This is a genomic window from Pseudomonas sp. R2-60-08W (assembly GCF_003852335.1).
GTDB lineage: Bacteria > Pseudomonadota > Gammaproteobacteria > Pseudomonadales > Pseudomonadaceae > Aquipseudomonas.
This window is the reverse complement of record NZ_CP027731.1, coordinates 1,016,800-1,032,272: the sequence shown is the minus strand read 5'-3', so window position 1 is coordinate 1,032,272 and position 15,473 is coordinate 1,016,800. Positions and strand designations below refer to the sequence as shown.

19 protein-coding genes are annotated in these 15,473 nt (G+C 59.9%); 5 read left to right on the top strand and 14 right to left on the bottom strand.

All coding sequences use genetic code 11. The annotated features are described in order from the left end of the window. Positions 1 to 25 precede the first annotated feature (25 nt). Entirely contained in the window at positions 26 to 235 is a 210-nt protein-coding gene (locus tag C4J90_RS04585; protein WP_124361330.1) for a hypothetical protein, read from the top strand. Positions 236 to 290: 55 nt separating this feature from the next. On the opposite strand, the gene C4J90_RS04580 is transcribed toward C4J90_RS04585, so the two are convergent. After that, positions 291 to 875, bottom strand: a complete 585-nt coding sequence (locus tag C4J90_RS04580) for a YajG family lipoprotein (protein ID WP_124361329.1) — start codon at positions 873 to 875, stop codon at positions 291 to 293. Between the two features lie 182 nt (positions 876 to 1,057). On the opposite strand from C4J90_RS04580, the gene C4J90_RS04575 reads away from it, so the two are divergent. Together C4J90_RS04575 and mqo are read left to right on the top strand one after the other, a co-directional pair. Next, positions 1,058 to 1,291: a hypothetical protein gene (locus tag C4J90_RS04575; RefSeq protein WP_124361328.1), complete on the top strand. Its 234-nt coding sequence runs from the start codon at positions 1,058 to 1,060 to the stop codon at positions 1,289 to 1,291. A gap of 700 nt (positions 1,292 to 1,991) precedes the next feature. After that, complete coding sequence (gene mqo, locus C4J90_RS04570) at positions 1,992 to 3,530, top strand: malate dehydrogenase (quinone) (protein WP_124419302.1); 1,539 nt, start codon at positions 1,992 to 1,994, stop codon at positions 3,528 to 3,530. Positions 3,531 to 3,633: 103 nt separating this feature from the next. Here the strand turns inward: mqo and C4J90_RS04565 are convergent, their stop codons facing one another. The 3 genes from C4J90_RS04565 to C4J90_RS04555 all read right to left on the bottom strand — a co-directional run bounded on the left by C4J90_RS04565 (position 3,634) and on the right by C4J90_RS04555 (position 5,058). Next, positions 3,634 to 3,921, bottom strand: a complete 288-nt coding sequence (locus C4J90_RS04565) for a PA4642 family protein (protein ID WP_124361326.1) — start codon at positions 3,919 to 3,921, stop codon at positions 3,634 to 3,636. 108 nt (positions 3,922 to 4,029) lie between these two features. Further along, the gene (locus C4J90_RS04560; protein WP_124365850.1) at positions 4,030 to 4,497 is read right to left on the bottom strand and encodes a WbuC family cupin fold metalloprotein; all 468 of its coding nucleotides are present in this window, start codon (positions 4,495 to 4,497) and stop codon (positions 4,030 to 4,032) included. 3 nt (positions 4,498 to 4,500) lie between these two features. After that, on the bottom strand, positions 4,501 to 5,058 hold the full coding sequence (locus tag C4J90_RS04555) for a hypoxanthine-guanine phosphoribosyltransferase (RefSeq protein ID WP_065885799.1): 558 nt from the start codon (positions 5,056 to 5,058) through the stop codon (positions 4,501 to 4,503). A gap of 163 nt (positions 5,059 to 5,221) precedes the next feature. Here C4J90_RS04555 and upp point away from each other — a divergent pair, with 163 nt between their 5' ends. Together upp and C4J90_RS04545 are read left to right on the top strand one after the other, a co-directional pair. Beyond that, a complete protein-coding gene (gene upp, locus C4J90_RS04550) occupies positions 5,222 to 5,860 on the top strand; it encodes a uracil phosphoribosyltransferase (RefSeq protein ID WP_017138223.1) in 639 nt (212 codons plus the stop codon). A 2-nt stretch (positions 5,861 to 5,862) separates the two neighbouring features. Next, positions 5,863 to 7,137: a uracil-xanthine permease family protein gene (locus C4J90_RS04545; protein WP_124361324.1), complete on the top strand. Its 1,275-nt coding sequence runs from the start codon at positions 5,863 to 5,865 to the stop codon at positions 7,135 to 7,137. Positions 7,138 to 7,250: 113 nt separating this feature from the next. On the opposite strand, the gene hisC is transcribed toward C4J90_RS04545, so the two are convergent. The 10 genes from hisC to C4J90_RS04490 all read right to left on the bottom strand — a co-directional run bounded on the left by hisC (position 7,251) and on the right by C4J90_RS04490 (position 15,292). Further along, a complete protein-coding gene (hisC, locus tag C4J90_RS04540; protein WP_124419301.1) occupies positions 7,251 to 8,303 on the bottom strand; it encodes a histidinol-phosphate transaminase in 1,053 nt (350 codons plus the stop codon). A 3-nt stretch (positions 8,304 to 8,306) separates the two neighbouring features. Further along, positions 8,307 to 9,623, bottom strand: a complete 1,317-nt coding sequence (gene hisD, locus C4J90_RS04535; RefSeq protein ID WP_124403098.1) for a histidinol dehydrogenase — start codon at positions 9,621 to 9,623, stop codon at positions 8,307 to 8,309. A 126-nt stretch (positions 9,624 to 9,749) separates the two neighbouring features. Then, the gene (gene hisG, locus C4J90_RS04530; RefSeq protein ID WP_003171824.1) at positions 9,750 to 10,385 is read right to left on the bottom strand and encodes an ATP phosphoribosyltransferase; all 636 of its coding nucleotides are present in this window, start codon (positions 10,383 to 10,385) and stop codon (positions 9,750 to 9,752) included. Between the two features lie 227 nt (positions 10,386 to 10,612). Then, the gene (gene murA / locus C4J90_RS04520; RefSeq protein WP_124361321.1) at positions 10,613 to 11,878 is read right to left on the bottom strand and encodes a UDP-N-acetylglucosamine 1-carboxyvinyltransferase; all 1,266 of its coding nucleotides are present in this window, start codon (positions 11,876 to 11,878) and stop codon (positions 10,613 to 10,615) included. Positions 11,879 to 11,901: 23 nt separating this feature from the next. Further along, a complete protein-coding gene (locus C4J90_RS04515) occupies positions 11,902 to 12,141 on the bottom strand; it encodes a BolA family protein (RefSeq protein ID WP_124361320.1) in 240 nt (79 codons plus the stop codon). 116 nt (positions 12,142 to 12,257) lie between these two features. Then, positions 12,258 to 12,563, bottom strand: coding sequence for a lipid asymmetry maintenance protein MlaB (locus C4J90_RS04510; RefSeq protein WP_124361319.1), 306 nt, complete (start codon positions 12,561 to 12,563; stop codon positions 12,258 to 12,260). Continuing rightward, on the bottom strand, positions 12,560 to 13,207 hold the full coding sequence (locus C4J90_RS04505) for a phospholipid-binding protein MlaC (protein ID WP_124361318.1): 648 nt from the start codon (positions 13,205 to 13,207) through the stop codon (positions 12,560 to 12,562). Before C4J90_RS04505 ends, C4J90_RS04510 begins: the two co-directional genes overlap by 4 nt. A gap of 11 nt (positions 13,208 to 13,218) precedes the next feature. Next, positions 13,219 to 13,686, bottom strand: a complete 468-nt coding sequence (gene mlaD, locus C4J90_RS04500) for an outer membrane lipid asymmetry maintenance protein MlaD (RefSeq protein ID WP_003171814.1) — start codon at positions 13,684 to 13,686, stop codon at positions 13,219 to 13,221. Beyond that, positions 13,686 to 14,483 (bottom strand): lipid asymmetry maintenance ABC transporter permease subunit MlaE, encoded by a 798-nt coding sequence (gene mlaE, locus C4J90_RS04495; RefSeq protein ID WP_057021555.1) that lies wholly within the window; start codon positions 14,481 to 14,483, stop codon positions 13,686 to 13,688. Before mlaE ends, mlaD begins: the two co-directional genes overlap by 1 nt. Next, positions 14,483 to 15,292 (bottom strand): ATP-binding cassette domain-containing protein, encoded by an 810-nt coding sequence (locus C4J90_RS04490; RefSeq protein ID WP_057724577.1) that lies wholly within the window; start codon positions 15,290 to 15,292, stop codon positions 14,483 to 14,485. The genes mlaE and C4J90_RS04490 overlap by 1 nt, the downstream gene beginning before the upstream one ends. Positions 15,293 to 15,473: the final 181 nt, after the last annotated feature.

The following is a 15,473-nucleotide window of genomic DNA, read 5'->3' as shown; positions in this document are numbered from 1 at the left end:
TGCCCTTCGACGTGAGGTGCTTGTCATGCTGCATGCGCAAAACCAGGACCGGCTGTATCTGATTGCCCCAAGCGATGAACAGGAGGCGTTGGTTGGCGGCCTTGCGTTCAACGTCCAGGACCGCCACTGGCTGGTGTATTGCGCCCTCGCCGGGCAGGTGCATGCCGACCTGCCGGAGCTGGATTTACTCACTGGCGTGAGCATGTTGGATTTTTATGTCGACACGGCGGCGTGAAAGCGCCAGGCGAAAAAAAACCGGGCTCAGCGATGAGCCCGGTTTTTTGAACAGCTTATTGCGAACTGAGCAACTGGCCGATGCTTGGGTCCTTGAACAGTCGGGTCAAGGCATCGCTGAGCACATCGCTGACCAGCTTGGTGTTGGTTTCCTGGTTCGGCGACATGCCGAAGCGCTGGTTGAGGGATGCGGCGTAGCGGCCGCTGTAGCGACGCGTACCGGCGCTGACGTCGGATTTGAAGGTCGCGCCGATGGACGCTTCGGTCACATACAGGCCTTCCTTGGGCGACTGGTATTTCAGTTCGGCCAGGGTGACGGTCAGTTGCGGCGCACCCGGCGTGTTGGTCGGGGTAAAGCCCAACAAGCGCACAGCGGCTTCAGCCTGGGCCTGCAGCTTGGGCAGCACGTCCTCGCCGGTCACCGAAATCAGCGCGGTCTCCGGGTACAGGCCGCCACGCGAACCCAGCGTAGGTGACGGACGGCCATCTACCACACGCACCGACACCGGCTGGCCGTGACCGACCGGGGCCAACTGCGCCGTGACTTTGGGTTGCGGGCTGAGTTGTTGCGGGCTGTTGGCGCAGCCAACCAAAGCCAAACTGGTCACAGTGATCAAACCGAACAACAGGCGTTGCAACATACTCATTTCTCCAGGACTAGGCGCACACAGGCCGCCAGTATAACGGTGCTCGCGCGTCACTCACCAGCAATCCTGAACCGCAGCTGAAGGCATGGGCAAATTACAATTTCACATAAAATCGTCATTCCAATGTCATGGCAGACTGAGAACCTTCAAGCATGTAACGCAACCGGTACATCGTCATGCGCCTTCTCAAGTCATTGTTCTTCTCCCACGCCCGTCATCGCCACTTCGCCCTGCTCGACGCCCACGGCCATTGCCTGGCGTTCAAGCAATGCAGCTTGCCGCCCGTCGGTGAAGGCTGGGTGGAAGTTGCAGAGACACACCTTGGCTGGATGCACCGCCCGCTGCCGGCCAGTGCACGGGTCAGCCCCGAGTTTGTACGCGCATCTTCGCGACAAGCGTTGGCCTCCTGACCAGCGCACTAATAAAAGTCATAAAACACGCCCATTTCCCCGGCGTTCTTCGCTACAATCTCCCCCCGATTATAAGGACGTCTCCTGATCGGGCCCCGCAGCATCGTTATTGCCTCGGCATTAACCTCCCAATTGCCCACAGAGAGCCGCCCACACAGATCGAGTGAAGCTGGCGTGCTTGCTGTTTCCTTTGCAAACCACCCGTCTTTATCGAATCTGCCAGAGCTGCCATTGCGCTCGGCCACTTGAGTTTGTTGCCCGTTTCACGGGCCAGGTGCCAGGCTGGGCAGCCCTTTTTTGAGGTTCACGTCTTCAAAAGAGCGTGAAAAAACGGGTTTTCACAACTTCACAAGAGTGTGGCGAGCAAATGAATAGTTTGGCGTTTGTACAAGCACCATCAGCGTCTGGAACAGCCCAACACAGGACCGAGTACTCCTCGACAACCGGAGCTTGAGCCTGTCCGCTACGGATTGGTTGCACGGATCGCGCGCTTTGACCATAAGTCGAATTGCCACAGGCGCCCATGAATGCGTTCATAGGCAGATTAGCCGGGCAGGAAGCGTGCGCTGAAGTTGCAAAGAATTGCGAAACGGACATGGCGATCCTGGCCATGGGTAACCTGGGGCAACACGTGAACCGCCCCGTCACTCCTGGCAGCCATGCCGTCAATTTGGTGCTGCAGATTTTGGAGACGCGTTAAATGGCGCATAACGAAGCAGTCGACGTAGTTCTGGTAGGGGCCGGCGTCATGAGTGCCACCCTGGCCGTACTGCTCAAGGAGCTCGACCCCGGCCTCAAGCTGGAAGTCGTTGAGCTGATGGATTCGGGTGCCGCGGAGAGTTCCAACCCGTGGAACAACGCCGGTACCGGCCACGCCGGGCTGTGTGAGCTGAACTACACGCCGCAGGCCGCCGATGGCTCCATCGACATCAAGAAAGCCGTGCACATCAACACCCAGTTCGAGGTGTCGAAACAGTTCTGGGCGTACCTGACCAAAAAAGGCACCTTTGGCTCGTCCAAATCCTTTATCAGCCCGGTCCCGCACCTGAGTTTCGTGCAGGGCGAAAACGGCGTTGCCTTCCTCAAGAAGCGTTTTGAAACCCTCAGCCAGCACCATGCGTTTTCGGACATGCACTACACCGAAGACCGCAGCGAGATGGCCGAGTGGATGCCGCTGATGATGCCGGGCCGCCCGCTGGACGAAAAAATCGCCGCGACCCGCGTGATGAACGGTACTGACGTCAACTTCGGCGCCCTGACCAACCAACTGCTCAGCCACCTGACCAGTTCGGCGGACGCCCAGGTCAAGTACTGCAAGCGCGTCACCGGCCTCAAGCGCAATGGTGCCGGCTGGACCGTCAGCATCAAGGACGTCAACAGCGGCAACAGCCGCGACGTGGATGCCAAGTTCGTCTTCCTCGGCGCCGGCGGTGCGGCGTTGCCGCTGCTGCAGGCGTCGGGCATCGAAGAAAGCAAAGGCTTTGGCGGTTTCCCGGTCAGCGGCCAGTGGCTGCGCTGCGACAATCCGGAAGTGGTCAGACAGCATCAGGCCAAGGTCTATAGCCAGGCCGCCGTGGGCTCGCCACCGATGTCCGTACCGCACCTGGATACCCGCGTGGTGGATGGCAAGAAGTCCCTGCTGTTCGGGCCATACGCCGGGTTCACCACCAAATTCCTCAAGCACGGCTCGTTCCTGGACCTGCCGATGTCGATTCGTGCCGGCAACATCGGCCCGATGCTCGCCGTGGCGCGCGACAACATGGACCTGACCAAGTACCTGGTCAGCGAAGTGCGCCAGTCCATGGAGCAGCGCCTGGAATCCCTGCGCCGTTTCTACCCCGAGGCGAAAGCCGAAGACTGGCGTCTGGAAGTGGCCGGCCAGCGGGTACAGATCATCAAGAAAGACCCGAAGAAAGGCGGCGTGCTGCAATTCGGCACCGAGCTGGTGGCGGCCAAGGATGGTTCGCTGGCGGCGCTGCTGGGTGCCTCGCCGGGCGCTTCGGTGACGGTGTCGATCATGCTTGACCTGATCGAGCGCTGCTTCCCGGAGAAAGCCAAGGGCGAATGGGCGACCAAGCTGCACGAGATCTTCCCGGCGCGCGAGAACGTGCTGGAGACGGATGCCGAGCTGTATCGCAAGATCAATACGCAGAACAACATCAGCCTGGAGCTGGTGGATCCTGCAGGAGCGAGCTCGCTCGCGCAAAACGATAACGATAACGCAGCGCATCTGGTTTGACGCGGCGCTTTCAGGTTCTTCGCGAGCAAGCTCGCTCCTACCGTTAAAAGCGAAACGCCCCGGACTCTTATGAGGCCGGGGCGTTTTTTTATGGCTCGGATAATCAGCCGCGGGCTTTGTCGATCAGCTCGATGTACTCGGCGGCGTTGCGCTGGTCCTTGATCAGATCGACAAAGGTCTGGCCGTGCTCATCCTTGCCATCCAGGTCCAGACCGGCTTCCTTGAAGAATCCCAGGAAGCGCTCGAAGTCGTCGATACGCAGGCCGCGATAGGCCTTGATCAGTTTGTGCAGGGACGGGGACGTCGCATCGACCGGCTCGAAGTCCAGGAACAATTTGATCTGGTCGTCGCCGATCTCGTCACCGATCACCTGTTTTTTATCTTTACGCATTACCGACTCCAGCCTGCAGACATTGATACGGGGGTTGAAGTCTACCTGTGGTGCACAGGCTTCGAAAGCGCTGAAGAGCCAGTGTTCTGGCTACAGCAGCACTGCAGCTCAGTCGAACTGGGCGAGCATCCAGCGTTGGTAGTCAGCCACACCGGCATCGCCCTCGCGGGGCGCCCAATCGGCCAACTCACCCTCGCCCACCGGTCGATAGGGCCCGGCCTTGCACTCGAACATCACCGTATCAGGCTCCAGCACGACCAAGCCATGGAACACGCCCGGCGGCAGGTCGACGCCCGCGCACTCGCCCCCTGCCTGCATCACGCGCTTGGTGATGACCTCACCGGTGTCGCTGAATATCAGCAGGCCCAGTCGCCCCTGGAGCACCAGCAAGGTCTCCGCCTTGTCCGCGCTCAAGTGCCGATGCGGCGGTACATAGGTACTCGGCTGCAGGGCCACGGCGAGGCGATGACACGGCTCTTCCATCTGGTGGAAATTGTGATGGTGCCGGCCACGGGGGCTGGCGCCCGCTTTCTCGGCCAACTCTGCAAATAACGTCTGATCAAGAAAGCGGGCCATCGATTACATTCCTTTAACCGCGTAGATGCCATTGGCGTTGCGCCAGTAGCCCTTGTAGTCCATGCCATAACCGAAGATATAGCGGTCGATGCACGGCAGCCCGACGAAATCGGCTTTGAGCTCAGGGCGCGCCTTGCGGTCGTGGTCTTTGTCGATCAGCACGGCGGTGTGCACTTTGCGCGCGCCGGCATGCTTGCAGAAGTCGATGATCGCGCCCAGGGTGTGCCCTTCGTCGAGGATGTCATCGATGATCAGCACGTCACGGTCGATAAACGAAACTTCCGGCTTGGCCTTCCAGAACAGATCACCGCCGCTGGTTTCGTTGCGATAGCGGGTAGCGTGCAGATAAGAGGCTTCCAGCGGGAATTGCAGGTGAGTGAGCAATTTGCCGGCGAAGATCAGGCCACCGTTCATCACGCAGAAGACCACCGGGTTGGTGTCGGCCATTTCGCGGGTGATGTGCGCGCCGACCTTGGCGATCGCTGCTTCGACTTGCGCTTCGGTGTACAGGCAGTCAGCCTCGTGCATGATTTGACGGATATGCTCGAGATCAGCGGACATGGCGCTCTCCAAGGGGTGCTGTGGCAAGAAAAGCGGGCGAAGTTACGCTTCTACTGCGCTCCGAGCAAGCCTTAATGGACTAACGTGCTAGATGTCTATAGGACAACACCCTCGGATAGATTAATCTAGGCCGGTTTTTTTGCCCGCCGCCGGAGCCTTTCCCATGCCCACTCGCGAGATCCGCCACCCGCTGATCCGACACAAACTCGGCCTTATGCGCCGTGCCGACATCAGCACGAAGAATTTCCGTGAGCTTGCTCAGGAAGTTGGAGCGCTGCTCACTTACGAAGCCACCAAGGACTTACCCTTGGAAACCTACGAGATCCCCGGTTGGGCCGGTCCCGTACAGGTCGAGAAAATTGCCGGTAAGAAAATTACCGTGGTGCCGATCCTGCGCGCCGGTATCGGCATGCTCGAAGGCGTGCTCAGCCTGATCCCGGGCGCCAAGGTCAGCGCCGTCGGCGTGGCCCGCAACGAAGAAACATTGCAGGCCCACACGTACCTGGAAAAACTCGTCCCGGAAATCAACGAACGCCTGGCCATGATCATCGACCCGATGCTCGCCACCGGCAGTTCCATGGTCGCCACCATCGACCTGTTGAAAAAAGCCGGCTGCAAGGACATCCGCGCCATGGTGCTGGTCGCCGCGCCCGAAGGCATTGCCGCCGTCGAGAAAGCGCACCCTGACGTACAGATCTACACCGCCTCCATCGACGAGCGCCTGAATGAACACGGCTACATCATCCCAGGCCTGGGCGATGCCGGTGACAAGATCTTCGGCACCAAGCAGAAGGACGCGTGAGCATGCAGGATGAATTCAACGACCCGCTTTGGCGCCAGATCCTGTCTGGCGCACAAATGCTCTTCGTAGCATTTGGCGCGCTGGTGTTGATGCCGCTGATCACAGGCCTTGATCCAAACGTCGCACTGTTCACCGCAGGCTTAGGCACGTTGCTGTTCCAGGTGGTGACCGGGCGGCAGGTGCCGGTGTTCCTGGCCTCGAGCTTTGCATTCATCACCCCGATCATTCTCGCCAAGGGCCAATTCGGCCTGGCAGCGACCATGGGCGGGGTGATGGCGGCGGGTTTCGTCTATACCTTCCTGGGCCTTGCCGTGAAGGTCAAAGGCACCGGTTTCATCGACCGACTGCTGCCGCCGGTGGTGATCGGCCCGGTGATCATTTCCATCGGCCTGGCCATGGCGCCAATTGCCGCCAATATGGCGATGGGCAAGTCCGGCGACGGCGCCGAGCTGATCCACTACCAGACGGCCATGCTGATCTCGATGCCCGCGCTGCTGACCACCTTGATCGTGGCGGTGTTCGGCAAGGGCATCTTCCGCCTGGTGCCGATCATCTCCGGCGTGCTGGTGGGGTTTGCCATGTCGTTCTACTTTGGCGTGGTCGACACGGCGAAGATCGCCGCCGCGCCGTGGTTCGCCCTGCCCCACTTCACCGCGCCGGAGTTCAACTGGCAGGCGATCCTGTTTATCGTCCCGGTGGCCCTGGCCCCTGCGATCGAACATATCGGTGGCGTGATAGCGGTCGGCAGCGTGACCGGTCGCGACTACCTGAAGAAGCCCGGTCTGCACCGCACGTTGCTGGGTGACGGGATTGCTACCACGGCCGCCGGCCTGTTTGGCGGCCCGCCCAATACCACCTACGCCGAAGTGACGGGCGCGGTGATGCTGACCAAGAACTACAACCCGAAAATCATGACCTGGGCCGCGGTGTTTGCCATCAGCCTGGCGTTCATCGGCAAATTCGGCGCGCTGCTGCAGAGCATTCCGGTGCCGGTGATGGGCGGAATTCTGTGCCTGCTGTTCGGCTCGATTGCGGCGGTGGGGATGAATACGCTGATTCGCCACAGGATTGACCTGGGTGAAGCGCGCAATCTGGTGATTGTGTCGGTGACGCTGGTGTTCGGGATTGGCGGTGTTCTGGTGGGTACCGGCACCGGCCCGGACGATTTCGGCCTCAAGGGCATCGCCTTGTGCGCGGTGGTAGCGATTGGTTTGAACCTGCTGTTGCCGGGCAATGATGGTTGGAAGCACAAAAAGCCGGATGAGCCGTTGCTCTAACTAATGTGGGAGGGGGCTTGCTCCCGATAGGGGTGTAACAGTCAATACATCTGTTGACTGACACACCGCCATCGGGAGCAAGCCCCCTCCCACATTTTGATCTTCAGTGTGGCTTAGAGCTCGCCAAGCCCATCGATCAGCGCCTGGTTCTGCTCCGGCGTCCCGATGCTGATCCGCAGGAACTGGGCAATCCGCTCCTGCTTGAAATGCCGCACGATCACCCCTTGCTCACGCAATTTGGCCGCCAGGCCCGCCGCATCATGCTGTGGGTGGCGCGCAAAGATGAAGTTGGCCGCCGAAGGCAACACTTCAAACCCCTTGGCCTGCAACTGGCCGGTGAGTTTTTCACGGCTGTCTATCACCCACCCGCAGGTCTTCTCAAAGTATTCACGGTCCTCAAACGCCACGGCAGCGCCGACAATCGCCAGGCGATCCAGCGGGTAGGAGTTGAAGCTGTTCTTGACCCGCTCCAACGCTTCGATCAGGTCCGGATGTCCCACCGCCAGGCCAACCCGCAGGCCCGCCAGCGAGCGCGACTTGGACAATGTCTGGGTCACCAGCAGGTTCGGGTAATGATCCACCAGGGTGATTGCAGTTTCGCCACCGAAGTCGATATAAGCCTCGTCCACAACCACGACTGATTCCGGGTTGGCCTTGATAATTTGCTCCACAGCGTCCAGCGCCAGCAGGCAACCGGTTGGCGCGTTCGGGTTGGGGAAGATGATCCCACCATTGGGCTTGGCGTAATCCGCCACGTTGATCTGGAACTGTTCGTCCAGCGGCACAGGATCAGACTTGATGCCATAAAGACCGCAGTAAACCGGATAGAAGCTGTAGCTGATATCCGGGAACAAAAGCGGCAACTCGTGCTGGAACAGGCCGTGAAAGATATGCGCCAGGACTTCGTCGGAGCCATTACCAAGGAACACCTTATTCGCCTCGACGCCGTAATACTTCGCCACCGCTTGCTTGAGTCGGTCACTGTTGGGGTCCGAGTACAAACGCAGGTCGTCGTTCAACTCGGCCCGCATGGCCTCTAACGCCTTGGGCGAAGGGCCATAGGGGTTTTCGTTAGTATTGAGCTTGATCAGCTTGGTCAGCTTTGGCTGCTCGCCGGGCACGTAAGGCACCAGGTCCTTGACGAAAGGGCTCCAGAATTTGCTCATGCCTTACTCTCCCTTGAGGATGCGATATTCAGCGCTGCGCGCGTGGGCGCTCAGCGATTCGCCACGGGCCAGCACCGAGGCGGTCTTGCCCAATTCGGACGCGCCCTGGGGCGAACAGAAGATGATCGATGAACGCTTCTGGAAGTCATACACCCCCAGCGGCGACGAAAAGCGCGCGGTGCCGGAGGTCGGCAATACGTGGTTCGGACCTGCGCAGTAGTCGCCCAGGGCTTCGCTGGTGTGGCGGCCCATGAAGATCGCGCCGGCGTGACGGATCGACGGCAGCCACGCCTGTGGGTCCGCTACGGACAGCTCAAGGTGCTCCGGCGCGATACGGTTGGCCACTTCGATGGCTTGCTCCATGTCGCGGACCAGAATCAGTGCGCCACGGCCATTGATCGATTTCTCGATGATCTCGGCGCGCTCCATGGTCGGCAACAGCTTGTTGATGCTGGCGGCGACCTGATCAAGGAACGCGGCGTCGGGGCTGACCAGGATCGCCTGGGCGTCTTCGTCGTGCTCGGCCTGGGAGAACAGGTCCATGGCGATCCAGTCCGGATCGGTCTGGCCGTCACACACCACGAGGATTTCCGAGGGGCCGGCGATCATGTCGATACCGACCTGGCCAAACACATGGCGCTTGGCGGTGGCGACGTAGATATTGCCCGGCCCCACTACTTTGTCGACCTTTGGTACGCTTTCGGTGCCATAGGCCAACGCGGCAACCGCTTGGGCGCCACCGATGGTGAACACGCGGTCGACGCCGGCAATGCAGGCGGCAGCCAGCACCAGCTCGTTGATTTCACCACGGGGGGTCGGCACCACCATGACCACTTCGGTCACGCCTGCCACTTTGGCCGGAATCGCGTTCATCAGCACCGACGACGGGTACGAGGCCTTGCCGCCCGGCACGTACAGGCCCGCGCGGTCCAGCGGCGTGACCTTCTGGCCCAGTACGGTGCCGTCGGCCTCGGTGTAGCTCCAGGAATCCTGTTTCTGCTTTTCGTGATAGCTGCGCACCCGCGCCGCAGCCACTTCCAGGGCTTCACGCTGGGGCGCGGTAATGCGCGTCAGGGCCAGTTCCAGGCGTTCACGAGGCAGAATCAGGTCCGCCATGGACTTGACGTCCAGGCCGTCGAACTGACGGGTGAAATCCACCAGTGCTGCATCGCCGCGCTCGCGCACGGCTTTGATGATCTCGAGCACCCGCTGGTTGACCGAGTCATCGGACACGCTTTCCCAGCTCAGCAGATGATCCAGATGATCGGCGAAATCCGGGTCGGCAGCGTTGAGTCGGGCAATTGCAGTGGACGTGGTCATAGCGAGGGCCTCAATAGATTGGCAAAAACTCAGGTGCCCTAAACTACCGTTCGCTCCGCTTGGGCACCTGAGAATTCTGGCTATGAGGCGGATAGACGGGCGCAGCCTTTGGGCTACGCGGGTGAGTCAACCGCGGTGTCGCGACTCCACTGCCGTGCGCAGGGTGTCGATCAACGCCTGGATACGGGCATGTTGCATTTTCATCGACGCTTTGTTGACGATCAGGCGGGAGCTGATGTCGGCAATAAAATCCTGGGGCTCGAGACCGTTGGCGCGCAGGGTGTTGCCGGTGTCGACCACGTCGATGATCTTGTCGGCCAAGCCGATCAGCGGCGCCAGCTCCATCGAGCCGTAAAGCTTGATGATATCGACCTGACGGCCTTGTTCGGCGTAGTAGCGTTTGGCGACGTTGACGAACTTGGTCGCCACCCGCAGGCGGCCCTTGGGCTCGACATCGCCAACACGGCCGGCGGTCATCAGTTTGCACAGCGCGATCCGCAGGTCCAGTGGCTCGTAGAGACCCTGGCCACCGTATTCCATCAGCACGTCCTTACCGGCCACACCGAGGTCGGCGGCGCCATGTTCAACGTAGGTCGGCACGTCGGTAGCCCGCACGATCAGCAGACGAACGTCGTCCTGGGTCGTGGGGATGATCAGCTTGCGGCTCTTGTCCGGATTCTCGGTCGGCACGATGCCCGCTTCAGCCAGAAGCGGCAGCGTGTCGTCAAGGATGCGGCCCTTGGACAGTGCGATGGTCAACATGGGAAATGTCAGTCCTTCATCAGGCTATTGCTGTCCGGTCGCAAACGGCGCCAGACACAGATCGAGGCCCTTACAGCCTCGATTTGAAACAAACCGGTGTGTGTAGGAGCGAGCTTGCTCGCGAAGAACTCATGGGCACCGCGTTTATTCTGGATAAACCCGTTATCGTTGACGTTTTTCGCGAGCAAGAACTAGGCGTCCCCCTCGCTCCTACAGAACAGCGGGCATCAGCCCGGAACGCGGCGGATTTTAGCGCCGAGCATCTGCAGCTTTTCTTCGATGCACTCGTAGCCACGGTCTATGTGGTAGATGCGGTCGATCAGCGTATCGCCTTCGGCGCAGAGTGCCGAGATCACCAGGCTGGCCGAAGCACGCAGGTCAGTTGCCATCACTGGCGCGCCCTTGAGCTTGTCGATGCCGGTAACGATGGCGGTGTTGCCCTCGACCTGGATCTTGGCGCCCATGCGGTGCAGTTCGTACACATGCATGAAACGGTTTTCGAAGATGGTCTCGATCACGGCACCAGTGCCTTCAGCAATCGCGTTCAAGGAAATGAACTGCGCCTGCATGTCGGTCGGGAATGCCGGGTACGGGGCTGTACGCACGTTGACAGCTTTTGGCCGCTTGCCGTGCATGTTCAGCTCGATCCAGTCTTCACCGGTGGTGATTTCTGCGCCGGCTTCCTTGAGTTTTTCCAGGACGGCTTCGAGAATGGTCGGATCGGTGTCCTTGACCTTCACGCGGCCACCGGTAACGGCAGCGGCAACCAGGTACGTGCCGGTCTCAATGCGGTCAGGCATGACTTTATAGGTAGCGGTGTGCAGACGCTCTACACCATCAATAGTGATGGTGTCGGTGCCAGCGCCGGAAACCTTCGCGCCCATGGCGTTGAGGAAGTTGGCCAGGTCGACCACTTCCGGCTCGCGCGCGGCGTTTTGCAGGACGCTGCGGCCATTGGCCAGGGCAGCGGCCATCATGATGTTCTCGGTACCGGTCACGCTGACGGTATCGAAGAAGAAGTTCGCGCCACGCAAGCCGCCTTCCGGCGCTTTGGCCTTGATATAGCCGCCTTCGACGTCGATGACCGCGCCCATGGCTTCGAGACCACGGATGTGCAGGTCGACCGGACGCGAACCAATGGCGCAACCGCCAGGCAGGGCCACTTCGGCTTCACCGAAACGCGCGACCATCGGGCCAAGCACCAGGATCGACGCACGCATGGTTTTCACCAGCTCGTACGGGGCGATCAGGGTCTTGATGGTGCGTGGGTCGATTTCGACAGACAACTTCTCGTCGATCACCGGCTCAATGCCCATGCGACCGAACAGCTCAATCATGGTGGTGATGTCGTGCAGGTGCGGCAGGTTGGCCACCGTGACAGGGCCGTCGCACAGCAGGGTCGCTGCGAGGATCGGCAAGGCGGAGTTTTTCGCACCGGAAATGCGGATCTCGCCATCGAGGCGGGCACCGCCGGTAATAATCAATTTATCCATAAGAATCTCGACGCCTTGGGGGCTCAGGTGCGCTCGGCCCAGGCCGCGCGGCTGAAAAATTTCATAGTGACCGCATGGATGCTGCCATCGGTGATCCATGGGTTCAAATGGGCATAGATCTGCTGCTGACGCTTGACCGGGCTCAATGCCGCCAGTTCATCGCTGATCACGTTCAGCTGGAAATTGCAGCCTTCGCCTTCAACTTCTACAGCCGTGTCCGGCAGCTTTCCTTCAAGGAAGCTCTTAACTTCTAGGGCCTGCATGCTCAACCTCTATCGGCGCCCAGTGCGCACGGGTCGCACATCATACAAAAAAAGCCCCGCGCCTGCGAACCCCGCATAGCAGGACTCTGACGGAGGGCTTCTCTGATAAATGTGTATTACGGGTGTGCCAACAGCTCGGTCAAGCCGGAAACCTCGGCGATCTCGCGCATGTCTTCAGGCAACGCACGGAGACTGACCGGCTTTTTTACCGCAGCAGCATCGCGCATGAAGCACAACAGCAACGACAAACCGACGCTGCTGGACTTGGTTACCGCCGAGCAATCCAGCACCAGCGCGGGCGCAGTGCTGGCCTTGATCAGTGCCTGGCCCTGCTTGCGCAGGTCAGGCCCGGTGCGGTAATCGAGCACGCCGCTGAGGAACAGCTCGCCGGCATCGCCGATACGAACAGCCGACTCGGTCATGGCGCTGGTTTCCCGGCTTCCTTATCGGAAGTTTCCTTGGCCTTGGCCACTTCGCCGGCCCAACCATTGATGGTCTTGTCCAGGTCGTTGCCATTGCGCTGCATCGCGTCGGCGAACTGGTCACGGAACAGCTTGCCGATATTGATGCCGTTGATGATCACGTTACGCAGTTTCCACTCGCCGCCGACCTTCGCCAGCGTGTACTGCACAGGGTACACGGCACCATTGGTACCTTTGACGGTCATGTTGACGCTGGTGCGGTCACCCGACTCATCACCGGCCGGAGCGACGGTAATCCCCTGGTTGTTGTACTCAAGCAAGGCGTTGCCGTAGAACTGGAACAGGCCGCGCTTGAAGTTTTCCTGGAAACGCTGCATCTGCGCAGGTGTGGCCTTGCGCGAATACTTGACGGTCATGATGCTTTTGGAGATGCCTTCGGCATCCACCACCGGACCGACAATGGTATTGAGCGCGTTGTAGAACTGGCTCGGGTCTTGTTTGTACTTTTCCTTGTTGGCCGACAGGTCAGCCAACATTTTGTTGGTGGTGTCCTGCACCAGTTCGTGGGCAGAACCGGCTGCGTTGGCCATCAACGGCAGCGCTGCAAGCAGAACCAGAAGGCCACGTCGCAAGGTAGAGAGCATGAACAGATTCCTCATTTGGCGTCTTTATTGACCGTGTTGAGCAGGAATTTACCGATCAGATCTTCAAGCACCAACGACGACTGTGTGTCGTGGATGGTCGAGCCATCCTTGAGCAGGGCTGTTTCCCCGCCTACGCTGACACCGATGTACTTCTCGCCCAGCAGGCCAGCAGTGAGGATGGATGCCGTAGAGTCAGTCGGCAGATTATCTACCTTCTTGTCCAACTGCATCGTCACTCGGCCGGTGAAGCTATCGCGATCCAGATCGATTGCCGTGACCTTGCCGATGGTCACACCGGCCATGGTCACTTTAGCTCTGACCGTCAAACCGGCGATATTGTCGAAGTACGCATAAAGTTTATAGGTGTCGGCGGTGGGGCTGGCCGACAGGCCACTGACCCGCAGGGCCAGCAACAGTAAAGCCAGGATGCCAGCCAGCAAGAAAAGGCCGACACCGATCTCCACAGTGCGGTTTTGCATCAGAAATCTCCAAACATCAAGGCGGTCAAAATGAAGTCAAGGCCCAGTACCGCCAGCGAGGCGTATACAACGGTCTTGGTGGTGGCGCGACTGATCCCTTCTGAAGTGGGCTCACAGTCATAGCCTTGGAATACGGCGATCCAGGTCACTACAAAGGCGAAGACGATGCTCTTTATGATGCCGTTGAGCACGTCGCCCGTGAAGGTCACGCTGTTTTGCATGTTGGCCCAGTAGGAACCGTCATAGACCCCCAACCAGTCCACCGCCACCCACGAACCGCCCCAGATCCCGACCACGCTGAAGATCATCGCCAGCAGCGGAAGGGAAATGAAGCCGGCCCACAGGCGCGGGGCAACAATGTACTTGAGCGGGTCCACACCGATCATTTCCAGGCTGGACAGCTGTTCGGTGGACTTCATGTTACCGATTTCGGCGGTCAACGCAGAACCTGCACGCCCGGCGAACAGCAACGCGGTGACCACCGGCCCCAGTTCACGCAACAGCGTCAGGGCAACCATCTGCCCTACCGCCTGCTCTGAACCGTAGCTGGACAGAATGTTGAAGCCTTGCAGCGCCAGCACCATGCCGATGAACATCCCGGAGACCACGATGATCACCAGAGACATCACGCCGACCGCATGCAGTTGCTTGAGCAGCAAGCCAAAGCCGCCGCCGATGCCGCCGCGGCCGAGCAAGGCGTGGAACAGGAAAATAGTCGAACGCCCGAGGACTTCGACGATGTCGATGCCCGAGCGACCGAAAAGGCGAACCTTTTCGATAAGAGATGTCTTGCGCATCAGCGCTTCCCCAGAAGATCTGCGCGGTAGTCCGCTGCCGGAAAGTGAAAAGGCACCGGGCCATCAGGATCGCCGGTCATGAATTGGCGAATGCGCGGGTTATCGGCGTTCATCAGCTCTTCTGGCGTCCCCTGCCCCAGCACCTGACCATCACCCACTACATAGAGGTAGTCAGCGATGCTCGCGGTTTCGGCCAGGTCGTGAGACACCACGATGCTGGTGATGCCCAAGGCATCGTTGAGCAGACGGATCAGGCGCACCAGTACGCCCATGGCGATAGGGTCCTGGCCCACGAAAGGCTCGTCATACATGAGGATCTGCGGGTCGAGGGCGATGGCTCGCGCCAGGGCGACACGACGCTTCATGCCACCGGACAATTCGTCAGGCATCAGGTCGATGGCCCCGCGAAGCCCTACGGCCTGCAGCTTGAGCAACACAATGTCACGAATCATCTCATCGGACAGCTGGGTATGCACCCGCAGCGGGAACGCTACGTTTTCGAAAACATCGAGGTCGGTAAACAGCGCACCGCTCTGGAACAGTACGCCCATGTGCTTGCGCGCATCGAACAGATCGCTGCGCGACAGCGTCGGCAGGTTCTGGCCGTTGACCCACACTTCACCGGCACTGGGGCGCAATTGCATGCCCATCAGGCGCAACAAGGTGGTCTTGCCGCAACCGGAAGGCCCCATGATGCCCGTGACTTTTCCGCGAGGAATGCGAATATCGACGTTATTGAAGATGCTGCGCGTACCGCGCTTGAAGGAAAGGCCCTTCAGCTCGACCGCGTAGGCGTTATCGGCACTCATCTAATCTCCTTGGGATGCAGCCTTTCACTCAGACACCATGTATGCGAATTTGGTTTGCAATGGATGTGCAATAGTTACGCCATGGGTTGGGCGGACCGAACTGGCCGCGAACTATATCACTGCTGGTGCAGAGCCCCCAAGGCCGGAACAGCGCTTGTTCAGATTCAGCACAGCGAAAAAC